The 20,925-nt window shown below is 43.0% G+C and carries 10 protein-coding genes; 4 read left to right on the top strand and 6 right to left on the bottom strand.

Annotated features, from left to right (window positions below; genetic code table 11):
• Positions 1-673 precede the first annotated feature (673 nt).
• The 4 genes from B9Y87_RS07090 to B9Y87_RS07075 all read left to right on the top strand — a co-directional run bounded on the left by B9Y87_RS07090 (position 674) and on the right by B9Y87_RS07075 (position 7,373).
• A complete protein-coding gene (locus tag B9Y87_RS07090; protein WP_085497505.1) occupies positions 674-901 on the top strand; it encodes a hypothetical protein in 228 nt (75 codons plus the stop codon).
• A 107-nt stretch (positions 902-1,008) separates the two neighbouring features.
• A complete protein-coding gene (locus B9Y87_RS07085; RefSeq protein WP_085497503.1) occupies positions 1,009-3,777 on the top strand; it encodes an alpha-L-rhamnosidase in 2,769 nt (922 codons plus the stop codon).
• Between the two features lie 182 nt (positions 3,778-3,959).
• Positions 3,960-5,423: a sulfatase family protein gene (locus tag B9Y87_RS07080; RefSeq protein ID WP_217807498.1), complete on the top strand. Its 1,464-nt coding sequence runs from the start codon at positions 3,960-3,962 to the stop codon at positions 5,421-5,423.
• A gap of 102 nt (positions 5,424-5,525) precedes the next feature.
• Complete coding sequence (locus B9Y87_RS07075; RefSeq protein ID WP_085497502.1) at positions 5,526-7,373, top strand: sulfatase family protein; 1,848 nt, start codon at positions 5,526-5,528, stop codon at positions 7,371-7,373.
• Between the two features lie 162 nt (positions 7,374-7,535).
• On the opposite strand, the gene B9Y87_RS07070 is transcribed toward B9Y87_RS07075, so the two are convergent.
• The 6 genes from B9Y87_RS07070 to B9Y87_RS07045 form a co-directional block, all read right to left on the bottom strand.
• Positions 7,536-11,117: a sulfatase-like hydrolase/transferase gene (locus B9Y87_RS07070; protein WP_245808665.1), complete on the bottom strand. Its 3,582-nt coding sequence runs from the start codon at positions 11,115-11,117 to the stop codon at positions 7,536-7,538.
• A 345-nt stretch (positions 11,118-11,462) separates the two neighbouring features.
• Positions 11,463-12,266: a 3-keto-disaccharide hydrolase gene (locus B9Y87_RS07065; RefSeq protein ID WP_085497500.1), complete on the bottom strand. Its 804-nt coding sequence runs from the start codon at positions 12,264-12,266 to the stop codon at positions 11,463-11,465.
• 3 nt (positions 12,267-12,269) lie between these two features.
• Positions 12,270-13,499: an FG-GAP repeat domain-containing protein gene (locus tag B9Y87_RS07060; protein ID WP_217807497.1), complete on the bottom strand. Its 1,230-nt coding sequence runs from the start codon at positions 13,497-13,499 to the stop codon at positions 12,270-12,272.
• Between the two features lie 2 nt (positions 13,500-13,501).
• Positions 13,502-16,183, bottom strand: a complete 2,682-nt coding sequence (locus B9Y87_RS07055) for a c-type cytochrome (protein WP_085497498.1) — start codon at positions 16,181-16,183, stop codon at positions 13,502-13,504.
• A gap of 34 nt (positions 16,184-16,217) precedes the next feature.
• Positions 16,218-17,711 (bottom strand): RagB/SusD family nutrient uptake outer membrane protein, encoded by a 1,494-nt coding sequence (locus tag B9Y87_RS07050; protein ID WP_085497593.1) that lies wholly within the window; start codon positions 17,709-17,711, stop codon positions 16,218-16,220.
• Positions 17,712-17,769: 58 nt separating this feature from the next.
• Positions 17,770-20,865 (bottom strand): SusC/RagA family TonB-linked outer membrane protein, encoded by a 3,096-nt coding sequence (locus B9Y87_RS07045; RefSeq protein ID WP_085497496.1) that lies wholly within the window; start codon positions 20,863-20,865, stop codon positions 17,770-17,772.
• Positions 20,866-20,925: the final 60 nt, after the last annotated feature.

The following is a 20,925-nucleotide window of genomic DNA, read 5'->3' as shown; positions in this document are numbered from 1 at the left end:
GAAGACCTGGGCTGTCAATCCCTTCCGTCTCCTCCGCATCCAGCGGAGGATCCACCTTGTCCTCCCGCGAAAAACGCGGGACAGGCTTATCCAAGGGAAGGAGCCCTTGGTGTCGTCATTGCGAGCCTGCCTGGCCATCAGGTGGGCGAAGCGCGGCAATCTGCTACTTACAATGAACAATGTTTATGTTCAATGTTTGAAAGTTGAAAGTTGCCAAAAAAGTCATTTCGAATGAATATGATAAACCGAAGGTTCACGAATTCCCTTAAAATAATTACGGCATGAGCTAAATCACATAAGTGGCTCTGACCAAATATGTGCGACTTCTCAATCGCCTGAAAAAGGGCTCATGTCGAAGTGACTTCCGTGTCCGGTTGAGCCTGCCTACCTTCAGATAAACCAGTCTATCGTCCTTAAGATTTGTATTATAAATATAATCTATAGTGATGTTGAAATGAGAGGGTCCGGCGGAGACTCATAACATACAAAGATGTTAATTACTTTAATGCAAAACGACCAAGAACGGGGTGAACTTTCTAGCTGTCCAGGCTTATGGCTTATTGGCTATATCAGTTCCCGTTCTTCTAACCGGTCGCCAAGAACCATATAGGATTTTAGCCTAACCTTATAAAGATCTTAGTTTATACGACCATTTTTAAAATATTATAAAATAATGGAAATAAAAGAAGTTATCGGTATCCATACCATTAAATTGACACTGGATTGTTGCCTTCACAAAAGTGGGGCGCAAGAAGTTTTTGATAATACGCCGGAAGCTATCGCCTATATGGCGGACTGGTCGATGAAAAGTAGTGGTCTGGGCAAGGATAAGCTTTTGTTCATTTTTGAGCATACAGTACCTTGCTGCTATTTATTATGGATCACAGCTCCAAGGTTATAGTTGGAAATTTAAAACAGCACAGTACAGGATGGGTTTAATTCCAAGGGGTGTTAATATTGTAGTTTAAGACCATATTTTAATTTTATAATTCTAAAGGTAAATAATCGATGAAGAATAGACTTGCGCTCCTTTTTATTACCCTCTTAACAGTTGGCAGTTCCTATTGCCAAAATAAGGATTCAAAACCCCTTGCCATACTTGAACCTAGGGTAGAGTATCACCAAAACCCTGAAGGCATCGATGTGTTACAACCTCGATTTAGCTGGATTTTAAATGGGGAAGGAAGAAATAGGACACAAACGGCCTATCAAATTACAGTGGCTTCCTCCATGGAAAAACTTTCGCAAGACCAAGCGGATATTTGGGATAGCGGTAAGGTGGTTTCCAACCAGACCAATCAAATCGTATATGAGGGGATTCCGTTGGTGTCCGGCACCAAATATTATTGGAAAGTACGTGTATGGGACGAAGCGGATAGGCTATCCACCTGGAGCACACCAGCCTATTGGTCCATGGGACTTTTGAAATTTGCCAATTGGCAAGGACTCTTTATAGGTCATGATGTAGGTTATAATAAGGCCGATAAATATGATAGTCTGTACCTTCCACCTGCCCGCTACCTCCGCAAATCCTTTACCCTGAACAAGAAAATAAAAAAGGCTACGGCCTATACTACGGCCTTAGGTCTTTATGAACTGCGCTTGAACGGTAACAAGGTTGGGGAGGCTAATTTTTTACCGGGATGGACGGACTATGACAAACGTTTGTACTACCAGACTTTCGACATCACCAACAACTTAAGGCAAGGCGAGAACGTCATAGGGGCAGTCATTGCCGATGGTTGGTATGCCGGCTATATTGGGTATGCCCTGTTGGTGCGTTTGGATAAGGTCCGTGAGTTCTATGGGGTAAATCCGTCCTTTATGGGGCAAATACAAATTGAATACGAGGATGGAAGCATGGAGACCATTGCTTCGGACCAAACGTGGAAATCAAACGAAGGCGCCATCCGTGAGGCGGATATCATTATGGGAGAGACCTATGATGCCCGCTTGGAAAATGTAGGTTGGGACGCCCCCAATTATGACGATAGCCAATGGAAAAAGCCTAAAGTCTATACTTATCCCAATGGAAAACTGCAAGCCTATCCAGGCACTCAGGTCAAGAATACGGAGATATTGAAGCCCATAGCAATGACAGAACCAAGTCCGGGAACCTATGTCTTTAACCTCGGAAAGAATATTGCCGGTATTGCCGAACTCAAGGTACAGGGACCTAAAGGCACGAAAGTCCAACTGCGGTTCGGGGAAATCTTAAAGAACGATGGACAGATTCAGACCGAAAACTTACGAAAAGCTAGGGCAACGGACACCTATATTCTAAAAGGGGAGGGTGTGGAAACATGGAAACCAAAATTCACCTATCATGGGTTTCAATATGTTGAGGTCACGGGTTTTCCAGGAAAACCCACACTAGAGGCCATTACGGGACACGTATTAAGTTCCATAGAAACCGATGCCAGTACCTTCGGTTCTTCAAATGCAATGAACAATACACTTTTCAAGAACATCAAAACCACTCAAAGTGCCAATTTTTTTGAAATACCAACAGATTGCCCACAACGGGATGAGCGTTTGGGATGGACGGGAGATGCTGAGATCTACATGCGTTCTGCCACCTATAATGCCGATGTCGCGGCCTTTATGACCAAGTTTTTGGTCGATTTGGATGACGCCCAACGATGGTATGGGGCCTATCCCAACTTTGCGCCTTTTCCATACTCTAGGCCAAATCAATATGCCCCTGCTTGGATGGATGCCGGGGTTATTATACCCTATAATATGTACAAGGTCTATAATGACACCCGTATTGTGGAATACATGTACAAGGGTATGGAGAAATTTATGCAGTTTCAGGAAGATGCCAGCACGGATTATCTTAGGCCCGGTGGAGGAAATAATTGGGGCGATTGGCTTGCCGTTAACGAAGAGACCAGCCACGATTTTATTGGGGCCTCCTTTTATGGGTATGATGCAAAACTGATGGCCGAAATGGCGGAAGCTTTGGGGAAAACCGAAGATGCTGCAAAGTACGCCAACCTATTTGAAAACATTAAAAAGGCCTTTGCCCAAAAGTATATTTTAGATAACGGTCGCACTACAGAGGATACCCAGACCAGTTATGCCCTGGCCTTATATTTCGATTTGTACCCCAAGGATATGGCAGAAAAAGGGGCTGCTAGGTTAGCGGAAAAAATTGAGAAAAACGGATTTAAATTTGCAACTGGATTTTTGGGGACAAAACATGTAATGTTGGCCTTGTCCAAATATGGCTATGACGATATCTCTTATAAAATTTTCCAGCAGACCGAATACCCCAGTTGGGGATATTCCGTAGAAAACGGAAGTACCTCCATATGGGAGCGATGGAACAGTTATACCAAGGATGATGCGGAGAACTCGGACCTGAATGCCAAGATGAATTCCTTTAGCCACTATGCTTTTGGCTCGGTGGCAGAATGGATGTTTCAACATGCCGTAGGTATAGATACCGAAGATGCGGGCTATCGCAATATCATTATACAACCTGCCATTAGTAAGGAGATGGATTTTATAAATGGGAGCTATAAAAGTATTAACGGCAACATATCTTCGGCCTGGAACTGGAAAGGGAGGGAAGTACAGATGAATATCGAAATTCCCGTGAACACTACGGCCAAAGTTTATATTCCTACGTCGGAAATATCCAATATTAAGGAAGGAAACAAAGCAATATCCAAGGTGTCCTCCATAAATATTTTGGAATCCAATGGAGAAGAAACCATTCTTGAAATAGGTTCCGGGACATATTCCTTTAGGGTTAAGGGGGTAAGGTGATGGATTGGTGGAATGTTTTTTGAGCGATATGCCGAAAACCTAATAATCTTTTTAGAGTCAGTTTATGGGCAAGACTATCGTACGTAAGCGTCGTTCATTTTGGTCAGGATATTGACAAGGCTCCCTATCCTTAATACAATCTTTTTTTTAATACATTCGAATATTATTAACATAGTATATCCATGAAATACAAAGTTCAAATGTTCTTTCGTCAATATCTAATCTTGGTCTGCACTCTTGTTTTATTGGCCTCTTGCAATGAAAATAAAAAAGAAAAGTCCCAAGAAGGACAGAAGACAGCCAAGCCTAACGTTTTGGTACTTTTAACGGATCAATGGCGGGCCCAGGCTACGGGTTATGCAGGAGATCCCAATGTGGATACCCCTCATCTGGATAGTTTGGCAGCCATAAGCGTCAATTTTAAAAATGCGGTATCGGGGATGCCCGTATGTTCTCCGTTTAGGGCATCGCTCCTGACCGGGCAACGCCCATTGACCCATGGGGTCTTTATGAACGACGTACAGCTGGATACCAATGCGGTAACCATTGCCAAGGTGTTCAACAAGGAAGGATATGATACCGGCTATATCGGTAAATGGCATTTGGACGGACATGGTAGGCTACAGAATGTGACCCCTGGCCAAAGAAGACAGGGTTTCCAGTTCTGGAAAGGCAACGAATGTACCCACGATTACAACCAATCCGTGTACTATGACAACGATGATCCCAATAGAAAAATTTGGGACGGCTATGACACCTTTGAACAGACCGATGCTGCCATAGACTATATCAAGGAAAGGAAGTCGGCCAAGAATCCGTTTATGATGATTCTTTCTTATGGTACACCCCACGCGCCATACCATACCGCCCCGTTGGAATATAGGAACCGATTTGATCCGGAAAAGATCCAACTCCGTAGAAATGTGCCGGATAGCCTTAAAGAACGGGCAAAAAAGGATCTGGCAGGGTATTACGCCCATATAGCGGCATTGGATGATATGATAGGCAAGGTGATCAAAAATCTAAAGGATTCCGGTCAATTTGCCAATACCATCATAGTGTTTACTGCAGATCATGGGGATCTATTGGGCTCCCATGGTGCCTATAAAAAGCAGCAACCTTACGAGGAATCCGCAAGGGTACCCATGTTGTACTATATTCCTGAAAAATTGAACATCGCTCCGGGAGAACGGGAAGCTTTAATGAATTCCGAAGACATCATGCCCACCCTTTTAAGTCTCTGTGATATTTCCATTCCTAACACTGTGGAAGGATTGGACTATAGGCCTTATATGGAAGGGGCAGCAGAAATAGGACATGCTACCTTGCTCACCTGTGTACAACCCTTTGGGCAATGGAACAAGGTGCAACATGGTGGTCGGGAGTATAGGGCCATAAAGACATTACAGTATACCTATGCCCGCGATTTGAATGGCCCCTGGTTGCTGTTCGACAACATCAATGACCCATATCAATTGTTCAACCTTGTGGGTAACGAGGGCTATACCACCCTTCAGGACGAATTGGAAAAACAGCTATCCCATAGATTAAAAGAAACAGGGGATGAGTTTCTTCCGGGAATGGAATACATCAAAAAGTGGGGGTACCCGGTTGATGAAACAGGTACGGTGCCCTATACGAATTAGGACTTTTTGGGAAGTATATTCGTAACTCCATGCCCACACTTTAACTTTATTTACTAAATTAAGCTCATCAAAAATACTCCAATCAATCCAAGCACCAAATAGATGAACTATCCAATTAAAAGTATTGCTTTATTAGTTATATTATTTGCTTGTAATTTAAAAGTTCAAGCCCAAGACTTGCCCAATATACTATGGATTACAAGTGAGGACAACAGTGCGCTATTAGGTTGTTACGGGGATGAATTTGCCAACACCCCCAATCTGGATAAATTGGCCAGTGAAGGTTTTTTATATACCCATGCCTACGCCAATGCTCCCGTATGTGCCCCGGCACGGAATACCATAATTTCAGGAATTTATGCCAATTCCGGAGGTCATTCCAATATGAGAAGCAAATATCCCCGAGGTGAAAATGTCGTATTTCTGGCAGAGGCTATGCGGGATTTGGGATATTATAGTACTAACAACGTTAAGACGGATTACAACACCAATGTGGACAAGGAAATTTGGGATGAAAGTAGTTCGGAGGCACATTTTAAAAATGCACCAGAAGGTAAACCGTGGTTTGCTATTTTTAACACCACCATTTCCCATGAGAGCCGAATACACGATCAATTGCCCTTAGGTGAATTAAATTATGACCCCAATAAAGTCCCCATAGCACCCTACCATCCCAGAACCTCGGATATGGAAAGGGATTGGGCGCAATATTATCATCGAATTGAACAAATGGATGCTTTTGTAGGTGAAAGGTTGCAAGAATTGGAGGCATCGGGAATGGCAGATAATACTATCGTTATATATTATGCAGACCATGGCGGGGTGTTGGCACGAAGCAAACGCTATGTGTATGAAACAGGCACACATGTTCCCTTTATTGTACGCATCCCTGAAAAGTATAAAAAATTCTGGCCTGCCGAAAATCCGAATTCAAAGGTAAAACGTTTGATCAGTTTTGTTGATTTATATCCTACTATGCTAAATTTGGTCGGGGCCCAAGTGCCAACTCGCTTGCAGGGCACCCCGTTTTTAGGTGAAAATTTAGATCCCGACCCAAAATATGTATATATGTTCTGTGACCGGATGGATGAGTGGTACGATATGAGCCGGGCCGTTAGAAGTAAAAAGTACCGATACATCCATAACTACATGCCGCACAGAATTTATGGTCTGCCAATAGAGTATTTGTTTAGGGCCAAGTCATTGCAATCCTGGAAAATGGCATATGAAAACGGGGAATGTAATGAAATACAAAGTCTCTTTTGGAAAACAAAGCCTGTTGAAGAACTCTATGATACTGAAAATGATCCTTGGGAAGTAAATAACCTAGCCAAGGACCCAAAATACAACGATATTTTGGAGGAAATGCGTAAGGCTAATCGGGATTGGCTCTTGGAAATTAGGGACACTGGTTTTATTCCCGAGGACGAGCGAAGCATAAGGGCAGGTGATAGTCCTATTTTTGATTACTTCCAAAGTGGTGAAGTGGACATGCAAACGATCATTGAGGCGGCAGATCTAGCATCCTTGGGTAAAGTTGAAAATATGCAAAAATTGATGGATTTCCTTAAGTCCAATGAATCTGCGGTGCGTTATTGGGGGGCAACAGGTTTGCTGCTTCTCGGAGAAAATGGGGAATCTGCAATTTCAAGTTTAAAAAAGGCTATCAATGATCCATCGGTTAATGTGGCTGTGGTAGCCGCGGAAGCACTTTACAAGCTTGGGGAAAAACAAGAAGCCTACAAAGCATTCACAAGGGCTATAAGGACGGATCGCGAATTTGCACAGACACAGGCTATGAATGCTATTTATTTGATTGATGATGACGCTCCAATTATGAAAGAAGAAGTACAAAATGCATTAAAGCGCATGAAGTCTAAAGATCGCAATCAATATAATAACCGTGCCGCCTTGAACCTAATGAACAAATGGGGACTGGAAGAGAACTAGGCCTTTTGGTTCATGGGCTGCATACAATAGCGTACCTAATCACCAAAAAAAATAGTGATTTTATCATCATATTCCCTTTAATTATTGGTCTTGACTAAATCCTTAATGTTCTAACATCGTCCTTATGGAATCTAACAATGTTGTAAAAAAAATTAGCTCCCATTAAAATGAATTAATCACCAATTTTATCTCATGTTTACCAGGCTCCAGCCTAACCGAACCAAAGGCCGACGCCACTTTCTTCCCGTTGTGCATTAGCTCTTTTCCAGGTGCAGGGGCCATTTCAAATTCCGCGACCATATTGGCGGGGATTTCAATAGTATATAATTGCAACCTAGGGTTGGCGTAGGTGTAGCTTGCTCTTATGGTTCCTTTAATGGTGGGCACCTCAATACTGCTGTTCTTTAAATTGCCCATCTGCGGATTAATGGACGCTATGCCAAAACCTGGGGTTTTGGGTTGAATTCCCCAAAGTCCGCGTGGAATGGCGTTGGCAGGGACCGCACCCCATGCATGGTTCCAATCCAGATTATTCTTATACTTTAAATCCCAAGCTTCCAAGGTGATGGTGGAGCCGATACGGATCATATTGTACCAACTTCTGTCGCTGGTATCGGTCAATAAACTTAGGGCATAATCTTCCGCGCCTGCATTGTAAAGGCCATCCATTAAGTATTGTGAACCATATACACTACAGGCCATTCCCCTCGATTTCACAAATTCAACTACCGAGCCTATATGTTCTTTGGGAACCATATTGAATGCCAAGGGCATCATGTTGGCATGTAAGGAGGCGTGGTCCGTACCGATCCCATCAATGTAAATTCCCCTCTTGGCATCGAACATCTTTTCATTGAATGCCTTCTTAGCTTTTAAGGCCCTTAGTTTAAAATCCAAAGACTCTTGTGTTTTGCCCAGAACCTTGGCAAATTCGGCCATTATTTTCATGTTCTGGTAGTAAAATGCATTCACTACGGTGTTATAATCCTTAAATACGTAACCGTCGCGTTCTCCTTTGTTGTTGGGATCCCCGCCCCAGCCTGCCGAGGGCCAATCCACTATATCCCTAAAGGTTTCCTTCATGGTCTTTGGAAATCCAAGATTGGCCATTAATTCCGGGGTCATCTTGGTAGAGGTAATCAGGCCATCTTCGTTCGCTAGCTCATAAAGGGTTTTATATTTTAACTGATCGTAGTATTTCTCTATGAGTTCTGTGTTGCCCGTATACATATAATCGGCATAAAACATAAGTGCCACATGCTGTTGCCATTCGGTAGGCCATGTAGGATGTTCCATAAAATATTCAATGGTCTGTCTGGCAATGGCATATTCTCTATCGGTAGTATAATGGCTCAATTGGTTCAAATAGGCATCGGCCTCATATGGAATCCGCTCGCGGTCCCCATCTACGTAAAGCCCGTTAAAGGTAGTGGCCTTGATGGAATACTTACATAAATCCCAAACCTGATTCAAAATATCATTGGAACTGCTAAAACTGCTGGAATCATCCTCCCAATAACTATGATAGACAAGTTGTGTAAAATTATCAGCGGTCAAGGGTTCTTGTGCCCCTTCCACCTCTGCGTATCGGAAAGGCATTAAGACCGGGAAGCCTTCCGGTAAAGGAAGTGCTTTGCCCGGCAGGGTGTTTCTTTTGTCCGGTTTGATCTGAAGTTGATATTGGGTTTGTTTGGGCGTCACCGGTACCTTGATTTCTTGGTACCTGATATGGCTCTTTTCAAAAGGTTTTCTGTTAATGCCATTTCCCTCCAATTGTTCCCCGATTCGGAAAGTAAGGATATGATCGGTTTTGGCATTATAAGTAAAATCAATGGTAGCGAAGGCCGCTTTCCCAAAATCGACAAAATAAGTATTGCCTCTTTTTTCGAATAGTACAGGCTTTATTTTATCTATTTGAAAACTGTTGGGTGTTGTTATGGTTGCTTTGGGGCTGCCCATAGTGAAGGGTTGGGTTTTGGAATATCTGGATAGTCGATTGTCCTGGTCCCAAATACGTACTTTCCAGAAGTAGGTCTCCCCACTTTTTAGCTGGGTTCCTCCGTGTTCTATTTCCGTCGAGGCATTGGATCTTATTTGTCCACTATTCCAAACATCACCAATGTTGTTATTTATTTTTTCCTCGGAGGAGGCCACCAAAATCTGATAGGCCGATTGGGTTACGGCGCCTTCCGGTACTACCCAGCCGTATTCCGGCTTGGGGTCGATAATGCTAACCCCGGCGGTGTTTCTTATCCATTCAACAATTAAATTGGAGGGTCCTTTGGAATAATCATCGGATAGTTCAAGTATAAGGCTGTTCGTTTTCTTTCGAAAGGATTCAAGTTTATTGGCATATTTTGAATCTTTCGCCAAGTTGTTGATTTCCTTTGGATCATCTTTTAAATTATAAAGTTCTTCATAGGACTGATCGTTTACATAGCGGAAATATTTCCAATCTTTTGTCCGTACCCCTTCACTGGGAGGAATATTCTCAAATTCCCAAAGATGTTCTATCAAAATGGTATCGCGCTCAAAATCGGTTTTGGGATTTTTGATGATCGGCATTAGGCTTTTGCCCTGCCATCCCTTGGGTTGTTCCAAACCTGCCAAATCTAGAATAGTGGACGGCACATCAACGTTCAATGCCAAGGCATCGTTGTCCCTCTGTTTTTTTAAACGCGGGTCGAACACAATTAAGGGCACCCGTATGGAATTATCATATAACAACCATTTTCCGGCAAGCTGACGCTCTCCCAGGAAATAACCATTATCCCCCATTAAAATGATTACCGTGTTCTTATCGAGCCCTTTTTTCCTTAGTTCCTCCCTGATCTTGGCAATTTCGCGGTCAATACCCGAGATCATCCTGTAATAGCCCTTTACGCTATGTTGGTATTTTTCAGGAGTGTCGTAGCGCCATGTCCATCGTAAACGGTTAAATCCGTCACGTACAAACTTCGGTTGGGCTTCAAAGTATTTGTCTTCGCCCAGTTCTGGTTCGGGCATATCCATGTTCTGAAGCAGAAAATCCGACTCCTGTTGCCAAAAATATTGATCTTTGGCCGAGTCGTGGGCATGGGGCGCACTAAAACTTAGGGAAAGACAAAATGGGGTATCGGTATCGGCTTTCGCAATAAAGTCTATAGCCTGTTGACCCGTATATCGGGTAAGGTGTACCGTATCTTTGCCTATGGTTTTATAATAATACCCGCGCCTGTCACTATACTGATTGTTGCGGTCATAGGATTCAAAAGTATCGAACTGTTTTTCTAGATCATCATACCTAACACCGTACTTGCCATAGAAGCCGGTGTAGTATCCGTTTTTTTTCAAAATGGTCGGATAGGAGTCTGCCATATAGGAATCCCGAATATTTCCGGTCTGGAAATTAAAGCTATGGGTACGCTCATATAGTCCGGTCAATATGCTTGCCCTACTGGCCGCACAGATAGGCGTGGTTACAATGGCATTCTTGAAATAAGTACCTTCCTCGGCCAATTTATCCATTTCTGGAGTGGATATGAGTTTGTTGCCCGCATAACCTAGGGCATCAAATCTTTGGTCATCCGTTAAAATGAAGATAATATTGGGCCTTTTAGTTTGCTGTTGTTGCGATGCTTTTTGTGCTTTTAATGGAATGGCGCAAACGAAAAGGAGTATTACAACAATAATTCTAACTTTCATCAATCCGTGTTTTTTGTTTTTAATCGGCAGATAGGATTTGCCCATAGTTTTTTGGCTCATAAATTAAGATTTATCAAGTCTAATTTCTAAAGAAAAAGTAGTTTTCCAATGAATTGGATATGATACTCCGGATTTTAAATAAAAATGGAATTACTTCCATGTAAATAGACTTTATCAAACTTAAACTTTATATGCCCATTACCTATCCTGTGCTGTCCTGTCCGCAGTGTAAATTATTTTTATTTTGAGGTTGGAGTGGGGGAGTTGATTCCCTATGGACCATAAAAAAAAGGATGAAAGTTTTGAATTTCACCCCTTTTTCCAAGAGTTAACTTTATATGTTTAAGCGCTACCTAACAATTGATAGTCAGGCTCAAATCTTCTTAAAAGATGAAATTTTCAATGCTATAAGTTCTTCAATCTTATATTTCTATATTGCACCTTCATAGGTGGCCCTACGTGTACCTGAACTCCCAAATGACCTTTGGATGCCCGGTTAACGGTGTCATCGTCGATTACCTCGCTCATTAAAATGCCATTAATGTAATGCTGTAATTTGTTTCCTTTGATGATAAGGTGGGCTTCGTTCCAATCTTCACTCTTGATCTTTGTCTTTAGTTCTTCCGAATCCCCAAGTGATTCCAAAACTTCCCTGCTCTGCCAAGCATTCTTCGCTACATTGGCCCTTAAAGATCCAGGAGTATCCGGATTTTCTTGGGACGTTATTCTGGCTATTTCACCTCGATAAGCCAGTGTAGCGCGCTTTTTCTCTTCATAGTTCTGCCCGGTATATCTGATTTTACCATCTATATCGGCCTGATAGCCACGTAATGCAAAGGGTATGGTGTCGATTCTTTCACTCCGGTAATTTATGCCGCTGTTTCCAGCTTCCGCTATGCGGAATTCGAGCTTCAGTTCAAAATCTGCAGGCTGTCCGCCTTTCCATATAATAAAGGTGTTGTTCTTTAATAAGGTGGTGGGGGTTACCTCTCCTACAAGATTACCGTTCTCTACCCTCCAATAATTGGGATCTCCTTCCCAGTTGTCAAGCGTCTTGCCATCAAATATCTGTACAAATCCGTCTTGCTTGGTAGTGGTTACGTCCACTTCCTGTTTTGCTGTTTCTTCCTTTTTTTCTTTACAGGACTGTAGGCCTACAATGGCAATTAGTACTAATATAAACGGCTTAAAAGTTCTTTTTGAATTCATGATTTACTGTTTAATAGGTTCGTTGTAATAAATGTTAAGGCCATCTTTTCCGGCCACGATAATATCTTTCATTCCGTTATTGTCCACATCCGAAACACTAAAGTAGACTCCGGTTCCCTTACCATGGCCATAGGGGCCATAATCTATAACTTGTTTACTAAAATTCTCCCCGTTCCACTTGAAATAATAAAGTCCAAGGTCATCGTTACCGCCTGGGTCTTTTCCATTATGGGCACGGTAACGCTTACCAGTTACCAGTTCATTTTCCCCATCCCCATCTATATCGGTCCATTCCATACTGTGGTACTGTGAAATGTATGGGTCTATGGGGTGCTTTATCCATTGGGATTTTTGTTTCTTGGTTGCGGGTTTTTGTTCGTACCAAAATAGGCCGTAATCATGTCCTTGCCCCACAATAAGGTCTGAAAGTCCATCCTTGTTTACATCGGCAACTATTATGGGGACACTTGCTGTGCCCAATTCAAATTCCTGATGAAATTTCCATTCCCCTGTAAAGGTATTCTTGGGTGCTCGCAACCAACCTTTGGATACAATGATATCTGTAAGTGCGTCGCCGTTTATATCCCCAAACCCAAGGCCATGTCCGTGCGGACCTAAAATGGAATGTTTGTTGAAACTTCCCATACCTTTTTTGTTGGCATCCGTCTGCAACCTATAAATTACCAAGGAGTCGTTGGGAGTATTCGGAAGTATTTCCACGATACCGTCCCCATCCAAATCCCAAGAACGACTGCTCTCAATGTTACCTGTTTCGGCTATCCAATGTTCTTGCCATTCACCTCCATCCCCAGGGTTTTGTTTCCATACCAATTGTTCCCCGAACCAGCCACCGGTAATGAAGTCAGTTAGTCCATCCCCGTTAACATCCAAAGGAATGGTGGAAAAATCGTCATAATATTCCCCATATCTTTTTGCCGATCCTATATAGTGCCGGGTTTGAAAATGGGGTCCTTTGTACCAATAGGCTCCCGAGACAAGGTCCAGTTTGCCGTCGTTGTCCACATCGAACACCCCTACGGTTTCGTAACTTTCGGAAGCAATGTGCTGCTTGGTAAATTTCAAGGGCTTCTGCTGTGCAAAAAGGAAAGTACCAGTTAGTAAAAAGACAGTGTATATTAAAAACGCTGCACCGTTTAAGTTAAGAGCGTTTAACATAAACGGTGCAGGTGTTTTTAACCTGTAAGGACCGGTCAAAGCAATTGAATTAGCCATTGCTAGTTATTGGCCTCTTTTTCTGCATAAATTGGATTATCAGGATTTCCACCGGCAACCAAATAGGCCAATAGGTCTTTCACTTCTTCTTCGTTGAGCCTATTGATGGTTCCAGGAGGCATCCAGGATATTGTGGAAAGTTTGGTGCTTACCACTTGGTCCTTGGGTACTTCCCTTGTTTGATCCGGTGCATAGGGATTTTGCGAGACGATATAATTTTGTTCGGTCTCGTTCATCAATCTTCCTACGATCGATTTTCCGTCCTTTAAGGTGTACACTGTGGTATTGTATTGGTCCGAAATTACATCGTTGGGTTCAATAATGGCCTTGAGTATATCCTGGGGAGAGAAACGGGTCCCCAATTGCGTTAGGTCCGGGCCAATATTCTCTCCTTCTCCCTGCATGGAATGGCAAGTGATACAGGTGGTAGCCGCAAACATGCTTTTGCCGTACTCAAAATCCCTCCCATTAAGGCCATCGGCCAACAAGGGTTCTATATCCTCCACTTCCCAATTGTGGCGTGGGCCCTTGGGCTGTACGGTCACAACTGCCAGATCATTGCCAGAGCTGGACAATAGGTCGGCACCGGACATCTTATCGTAATATTCAAACTTATCCTTAGGGACATGTGTCAACGCCTTTTTTCTGGCCTTGTCAATAAAACCGATATAGCTTCTTCCAGCTTTAAAGGAAAAGGCCTTGTTGAACCACTTAAAATACTTTTCCCGCAGTTCCGGAGTCCATCCCTTGTCCACGTCCTCCAGTACCATTCCATAATAGGTATGCTGGGCAGGAGGCATATTTTTCAGGGTTAGGGCAATATCCATTCCATATTGTGGATTTCTCAAAATAAGATCCGAAGCCTCGGTGGCCGTATTGGCCATTACATCCACATTTTCCCCTGTATTGGATTCCAACAGGGCCAAAGTTTTACCGGCTACAGTTGGGTCGTCCAAATAGGCCAAAGTTTTACTAAGCATTTGGTTCAAGACATCTGTAGTTGCCGGATACTGTGGCGAAAGATAAGCAATGACCTTGTTCTTAACCGATGAGCCTGGAATCCCAAAACGGGATAGGGTCAATTCAAATGCTCTTAGGTGGTCCACCTGCTGTTGGGATGTAAGCTTGGAATAATCTACGCCTAAAAGGGCATTGAGCATCTGGTCTTGTTGGGATTTATTCCCATGTCTAGCTAGGGCTATAATTCCCTGTGCCAAGGTAACCGGATCCTTTTCTGAAAGAACCTTAGCTTGCCATTCCTTAACTGGCTGGTGCTCTACCGCAATACGTGCGGCATATTGGATAAATCTATCTGCGTTGTTCAGATACGGCCAAGCAAAGTCGACCGCGCCACTCTTTGGACCTGTATGGTATTCCTCCAACTGTCTTCTAATCTTATTCCCTTCGGTAAGTTCCGATGCCTTATTGGCAGGCGTTACGTCCTCGGTTCCTGTATAGTGAACCCTGTAAAGGTCGGAATCCAATCTTCGTCCTCCGGTCATAAAATACATGGCGCCATCCGGACCAATAACCCCATCGGTCAAAGGAAGCGGGATCCCTGATAAAAATTCCTCCCTCTCCCCGTCATAGGAAGATCCATTGGCCTTTAGGTGGATAGCATAGATGATTCCAAAACTCCAATCGAAGGCATAAATGCTCTTTTGGTATTTTTCCGGAAATTTTGCCCCCCTTCCGTAAACCACATTGGTGGGAGATCCCTGACCAATATTTACGATGGGAGGAAGGTTGTCTGGGTAGGCAGGAGACCATTTTCCGTTCCCCGTTCTCCAACCAAATTCGCTACCGCTGGTAACATGGCAGATACGGGTAGGACGGTACCATGGCATGCCTAAATCCCATTCCATATCGGAATCGTATACGAACATGTCCCCTTCATCATTAAAGTCCAGATCAAATGGATTTCTGAAACCGGCACTGATCAACTCCCAGTTCTTTCCTTCCGGGTCAATTTTTGCTATCCAGCCCCCTGGAGCACCGCGGTCATTGGCATGGCCGCGGGGATCCTTTACCTGGGGGAAAAGGTTGTCGTCCTGCCAAACATTGGGCAGGCGATAAGTATCCATTTCCGGAAGATCGGTATGATTTCCAGCAATAACGTATAAAGACTCCCCGTCCGGACTTAAAACAATACTATGTGGGCCATGCTCACCTGCACCGTTCAAAGCCTTTAATTGGGTAATCTTGTCATATTGGTCATCGTTATCCGTATCCTGCAAACGATAGAGCCCACTGCTCTTCTCGAATTCATCATTGCCGCGATGATTCACCATTACATATAGACTATTGAAAGCGTAGAGCAATCCCTGGGCATAACCCATTTGAATGATAGAATCGGCTACGGCCTCCCCTGTCTGTATCTTGAGTTTTTCAATCTTTGGCGTCAGTACTGCGGACCCAATGGCAGGAAGTTCCAAGCGATATAGCGCGCCGTATTGATCCGCAGTGATCAGTCGATCCTTGTTGTCGAAGGCCATGGCTACCCATGACCCCTGATCGTTATCGGCCGGACTGTACAGATGTTCCGCCTCAAAACCGGGCTGTAATTTAAGCTTTGCCAATTTAGGTGGAAGCTCCTGTCCACTTGCGGTTTCCGTTTTCTTGTTATCCTTACAAGAAATGGACAAAAGCATTGAAAAAATAAGTACGGCAATTAGTCTGGTCATTATCTCTTAGTTTTTAATTATGTGTCTAATATAATTAGAAATTAGGATTTAATGACGATTCTGCGGCTGGAAGTGCGTAACGTTCAGTAATGTTGGTAAAAGCATTACCTCTTGGTTCTGCGCCTACAGGGTAGTAATAGTCTATTGGATTGGCCTTTATTTTATTTCCATGGGCTGTGATCACGTCTATAGCGCGACCAGTTCTTACCAAATCGAACCATCTTTTGTTCTCAAAAGCAAGTTCTACCCTTCTTTCATTAAAGATGGCTTCTCCCAGATCCCCGGAATAATCCCCTAGGCCAGCACGATCGCGCACCATTTTTAGGTAGGTATCCGCACCTGACTTATTTTGTTCTTCCAGTGCTTCGGCCAATAATAATAATACTTCCGAATAGCGATATACTGGCCAGTTCATGCCATGGTTTCCATTTAATGCATGTGGTTCCACATATTTTTTGATGATCGGGTAAACACCATTTTCCCAAAAACTCTCACTGGCAGTTATGTACATAATGGAGGCATCCTCCCTCAAATCCCCATCTTCATAGGCTTCAATGATATCGGGCGTAGGTATGTTGTTGCCTTCTCCGTTGAGTGGTTGTGGATTGGATGTTCCAGTTATAGAACCAACTTCGTCGGCAGTAAGTGGTCTTGGAAGAAAGTTGTATAAAAAACTACCGTTTAATCCGTCCGCACCTTCCCTATATTGGATTTCAAAGACCGACTCCATGTTGTTCTTGTTATCGCTATTCCCGGAAAAGGCATCTTCATAATTGGGCATTAACATATACTCCTCACTGTCCACCACTGCTTGTAGGACAGTTTCGGCCTCGCCCCATTGCTTACGCACTACATATACATTGCCCAAAAGCGTTTGGGCGGCACCTGAGGTTACCCTTCCAGGCTGTTGTTGTGATTTAAGGGGTAATAAGGGAATGGCCGCTTTGGCATCCTCAATGATCTGTGCATAAAGTTCATCTTCCGAAGCAAGGGGTAAAGCAGCTCCTTCACGGTCTACTACAGGCTCAAGATGCATAGGTACACTTCCGAAAAATTGTGCCAGATCAAAATAGGAATAGGCCCTTAAAAACAGCGCTTGACCCTTAACATTTGCTTTTACGGCTGCATCTATATCAGCCTCATCTATAGTAGCCAAAATCTGATTGGCTCGGGCGATAACTTCATAATAACCAACATACACATTATACACATGGGAATTCGCGGTAATGCCTCCATCACTGGGTATGGAGTGGTCGGCAATATCCTCTTGGTTGTCCGTTGCTCCGAAAGCGGTGTTACGTGCATAATAGGTATTGTCTGAGTGCATTTCGGCCAAATAGGGCTTGGAAGCGTTGTTAATGTTTCTTAGGGGTACATAGGTCCCATTAATAGCTTGTGTAAAATCCTCTTCCGTTTTAAAGAAAGTGGGCACACTTAACGAGTCTTCTGGGAAAATTGTTAATTCTTCGTCACAACCACTTGCCAGAAAACCTAACATTGCTGCAATAAAATAGAATATCTTTTTCATTTTTTCATTTTTAAAAATTGTCGAAATTGAAATATTTTTAGACATAATAGTTTTCGATTTAGAAGTTTAAATTTAAACCTAAACTAAATATACGTGGAACCGGATATCCTGAAATATCTACCCCGGAGGCAAGGTTTCCACCATCTCCTTCTCCATTGTTCTGTACACTAATTTCAGGGTTTGGTCCACCCCAATACTTAGTAAATATGTGTACGTTCTGAATGGATCCATATACTCGGGCCGACTTGAAATACTTTTCAATTTTGGGAATAGTATAACCTAAGGTGATGTTGCGAATATTGAAATAGGAGGCATCCGCCACAAAACGGTCATTGATCCAATCCCTTTCAATACCGGTAACATTACCGCCACCTACGGTAGTTCCATAAAAGCCCCTTCCTGGATTTTCAACGGATCTAAACCTGTATTTAACATCTTTTAAAAGATTGAATACCCCATCCAAGTTGGTGGTACTGTACAAATGTCTAACCAGCAATTCATTGCCATAAGAACCGGTACCCACTACGGAAAAATCGAAATTGCCATAGTTAATGGTGTTGGTAATACCATAGGTGAAATCAGGGAATGGACTGCCCATTATGGCGCGGTCGTCAAAATCCCCTCCATTAGTGATTATCCCATCACCATTAACATCCAATAATTTAATACTACCTACTGTAGAACGTCCTGGAACTTGAGGCGAGCTGTCCAAGTCCTGTTGGTTGAGATAAACCCCATCGGACAGATGCCCATAAAATTGGCCAAAGGGTTCCCCTACCTTGGTAATGTGCCATCCACCTGGTCCATAGACCCTGTCAATTCCATCGGCCAAAGCTACTACCTCATTTCTGTTGAAGGAGATATTGGCATTGGTGGTCCATCTAAATTTACCTGTAGTATTAACGGTATTAATACCAAATTCATGCCCCCAGAACTTAATTTCACCAATGTTGTCGCTAAAATTGGTAAAACCGGATTCCCTTGGAACTTGCACATTGTAAAGTAAATTGGTAGTGTTCTTGGTATAATAGTCATACACAAAAGATACCCTATCATTAAAGAGGCTTAAATCCAATCCAATATCGAACTGTTTGGTAGTTTCCCATCCCAAATTGGAATTGGAGAGGGAATTAACGGCAGAACCTGGTGCAAAATCATTGCCAAATACAGCATTCACTGTATTGTTGATCAAGGCGTACTGGGTATAATTACCAATATTGTTGTTCCCGGTAACACCATAACTTGCACGTAGCTTAAGAAGTGAAATGGATTCAACATTTTCTAAAAACTTCTCGTCGGAAGCGATCCAACCAGCAGATACAGAGGGAAAGGTACCCCATCTATTATCGGAACCGAACCTTGATGATCCATCACTACGAATGGAGCCCGTCAAAAGATATTTTCCTTTGTAATTATAGGTAAGCCGGGAAAGAAAGGACACTAAACTCCATTCCTGTACTTGGTCGAAGGTGCCGCCTCTATTAATGTTGGCCGCTCCCTGAATATTCGGTAATCTATCATCGGCAAAATCGCTGGCCGCAACCCTATTTCGGTCCATGCGATATTTTTGGTAGGTAAAACCTCCAAGGACAGAGAAAGTGTGGTCGCCAATACTTTTGTTGTAATTGACCGTGTTTTCGTTCAACCAGGAAAAAGTGGTCCTATCGTCCCAAACTGCTTCATTATTGGTCGGAATGGGACGGTTAATAGCATAGGTGGCATTGGTTGGACTGAAGTATTCATATTGTTCATTGTATAATTCAGCGTTTAAACTGGACTTAATACTAAGGCCTTTTATGGGCTCATATTGGATATACGCATTGGACAAAAGATTGACCTCCTTGGTGCCGTCTGTAATTCTTTCTGCGGAATTTAACCAGTTGGCATAGGAGAAGATGTTTCCCGTGTTGGCAGGAAAGCGATTGAATTCCGTTCTGGTCCCATCCTCATTGTAGATGGGCATTATTGGCCAAGTGTGCAAGGCATTAAAAAGGAGCCCTGTACCCCGGCTACCATCTGTTCTTGGAATATTGTCCAAGATGTAATTAGGTGCTATATTCACTCCAATTCGGATCTTGTCGGATAAGTTATAGTCTAAATTTGCCCTTAATGAATATCGCTTATAATCCGAACTTATTACCACACCTTCCTGATCAAAGAAGCCTAGAATTACTGAGGTTCGCAACTTTTCTTTATTGGAAGTAATGGTAAGATTGTAATTGGTCATTGGGGCAGTCCTAAGCATAGCATCGTACCAATCATTGTTCTGGCCCTCGTATTGGGAAGGATTCTGGAAGATGTCGGGTACAGGGTCACCTTGATCCTCATAGTATTCCTTTTTAAATTGGGCGAATTCAACCGCATTCATCATTTCAATCCTACCTCTATCCGGAACGCTTTGCATACCTGTAGAAACATTTAAACTAACACTAGTTTCACCGGGTGTTCCACTTTTGGTAGTGATCAAAACAACACCATTGGCTGCCCGGGATCCGTAAAGCGAAGTGGAAGCGGCATCTTTCAGAATGGATATATCCTGAATTTCATCCGGATTTATATTGTTGATCCCTCCAGAAATTGGAAAACCATCAACCACGTACAATGGGTCACTTCCTCCAGAAACGGATAGTTGCCCGCGAATACGTACGGACATCCCCTGTCCGGGTTTACCAGTAGTCTGATTAATCTGAACCCCAGGTATCCTACCCTGTATTTTTTGGGTGATCTGTGAAACCGGAATATCGGCAAGCTCTTCGGCCTGTATGGTAGATACCGACCCCGTTACCTGTCTTTTAATTTGTGTACCGTAGCCAACAACAACTACTTCATCAAGAGCAGCGGCATCTTCGGACATGGTTACATCCAATTGGCTTTTTCCGTTAATAGCAATTTCTTGAGTGGTAAAACCTATGTAAGTGAATACCAAAGTGCTGTTGGCGCTCGGGGCCACAATACTGTAGTTACCATCAAAATCCGTTACCGTACCCGTTGTTGTTCCCTTTACAACCACGTTTACCCCCGGCAAGCCCAACGAATCGTCTGCCGATACCACCGTACCGCTTACCGTTACATTTTGTGCTTGCATTGAGATACCATAAAGCAAAGTTAATAGGAATAGGAATTTCCGGGAAATCCTGTAAATTCTTTTTTTCATAATCTTGTATTATTTAGTTTAGTTTAATTAGTTATCCTTAAAATATTGGCAAATAATTAA

It is taken from the genome of Arenibacter troitsensis (assembly GCF_900177645.1).
Lineage (GTDB): Bacteria > Bacteroidota > Bacteroidia > Flavobacteriales > Flavobacteriaceae > Arenibacter > Arenibacter troitsensis.
The sequence above is the reverse complement of the archived record's forward strand: the minus strand, read 5'-3'. Positions and strand labels throughout refer to the sequence as shown.

Excerpts from the sequence above, each read along its gene's own strand:
- B9Y87_RS07080 (WP_217807498.1), top strand. The coding sequence starts at position 3,960 with ATGAAATACAAAGTTCAAATGTTCTTTCGTCAATATCTAATCTTGGTC.
- B9Y87_RS07060 (WP_217807497.1), bottom strand. The coding sequence starts at position 13,499 with ATGGCTAATTCAATTGCTTTGACCGGTCCTTACAGGTTAAAAACACCT.
- B9Y87_RS07085 (WP_085497503.1), top strand. The coding sequence starts at position 1,009 with ATGAAGAATAGACTTGCGCTCCTTTTTATTACCCTCTTAACAGTTGGC.
- B9Y87_RS07055 (WP_085497498.1), bottom strand. The coding sequence starts at position 16,183 with ATGACCAGACTAATTGCCGTACTTATTTTTTCAATGCTTTTGTCCATT.
- B9Y87_RS07075 (WP_085497502.1), top strand. The coding sequence starts at position 5,526 with ATGAACTATCCAATTAAAAGTATTGCTTTATTAGTTATATTATTTGCT.
- B9Y87_RS07090 (WP_085497505.1), top strand. The coding sequence starts at position 674 with ATGGAAATAAAAGAAGTTATCGGTATCCATACCATTAAATTGACACTG.
- B9Y87_RS07050 (WP_085497593.1), bottom strand. The coding sequence starts at position 17,711 with ATGAAAAAGATATTCTATTTTATTGCAGCAATGTTAGGTTTTCTGGCA.
- B9Y87_RS07045 (WP_085497496.1), bottom strand. The coding sequence starts at position 20,865 with ATGAAAAAAAGAATTTACAGGATTTCCCGGAAATTCCTATTCCTATTA.
- B9Y87_RS07070 (WP_245808665.1), bottom strand. The coding sequence starts at position 11,117 with ATGAGCCAAAAAACTATGGGCAAATCCTATCTGCCGATTAAAAACAAA.
- B9Y87_RS07065 (WP_085497500.1), bottom strand. The coding sequence starts at position 12,266 with ATGAATTCAAAAAGAACTTTTAAGCCGTTTATATTAGTACTAATTGCC.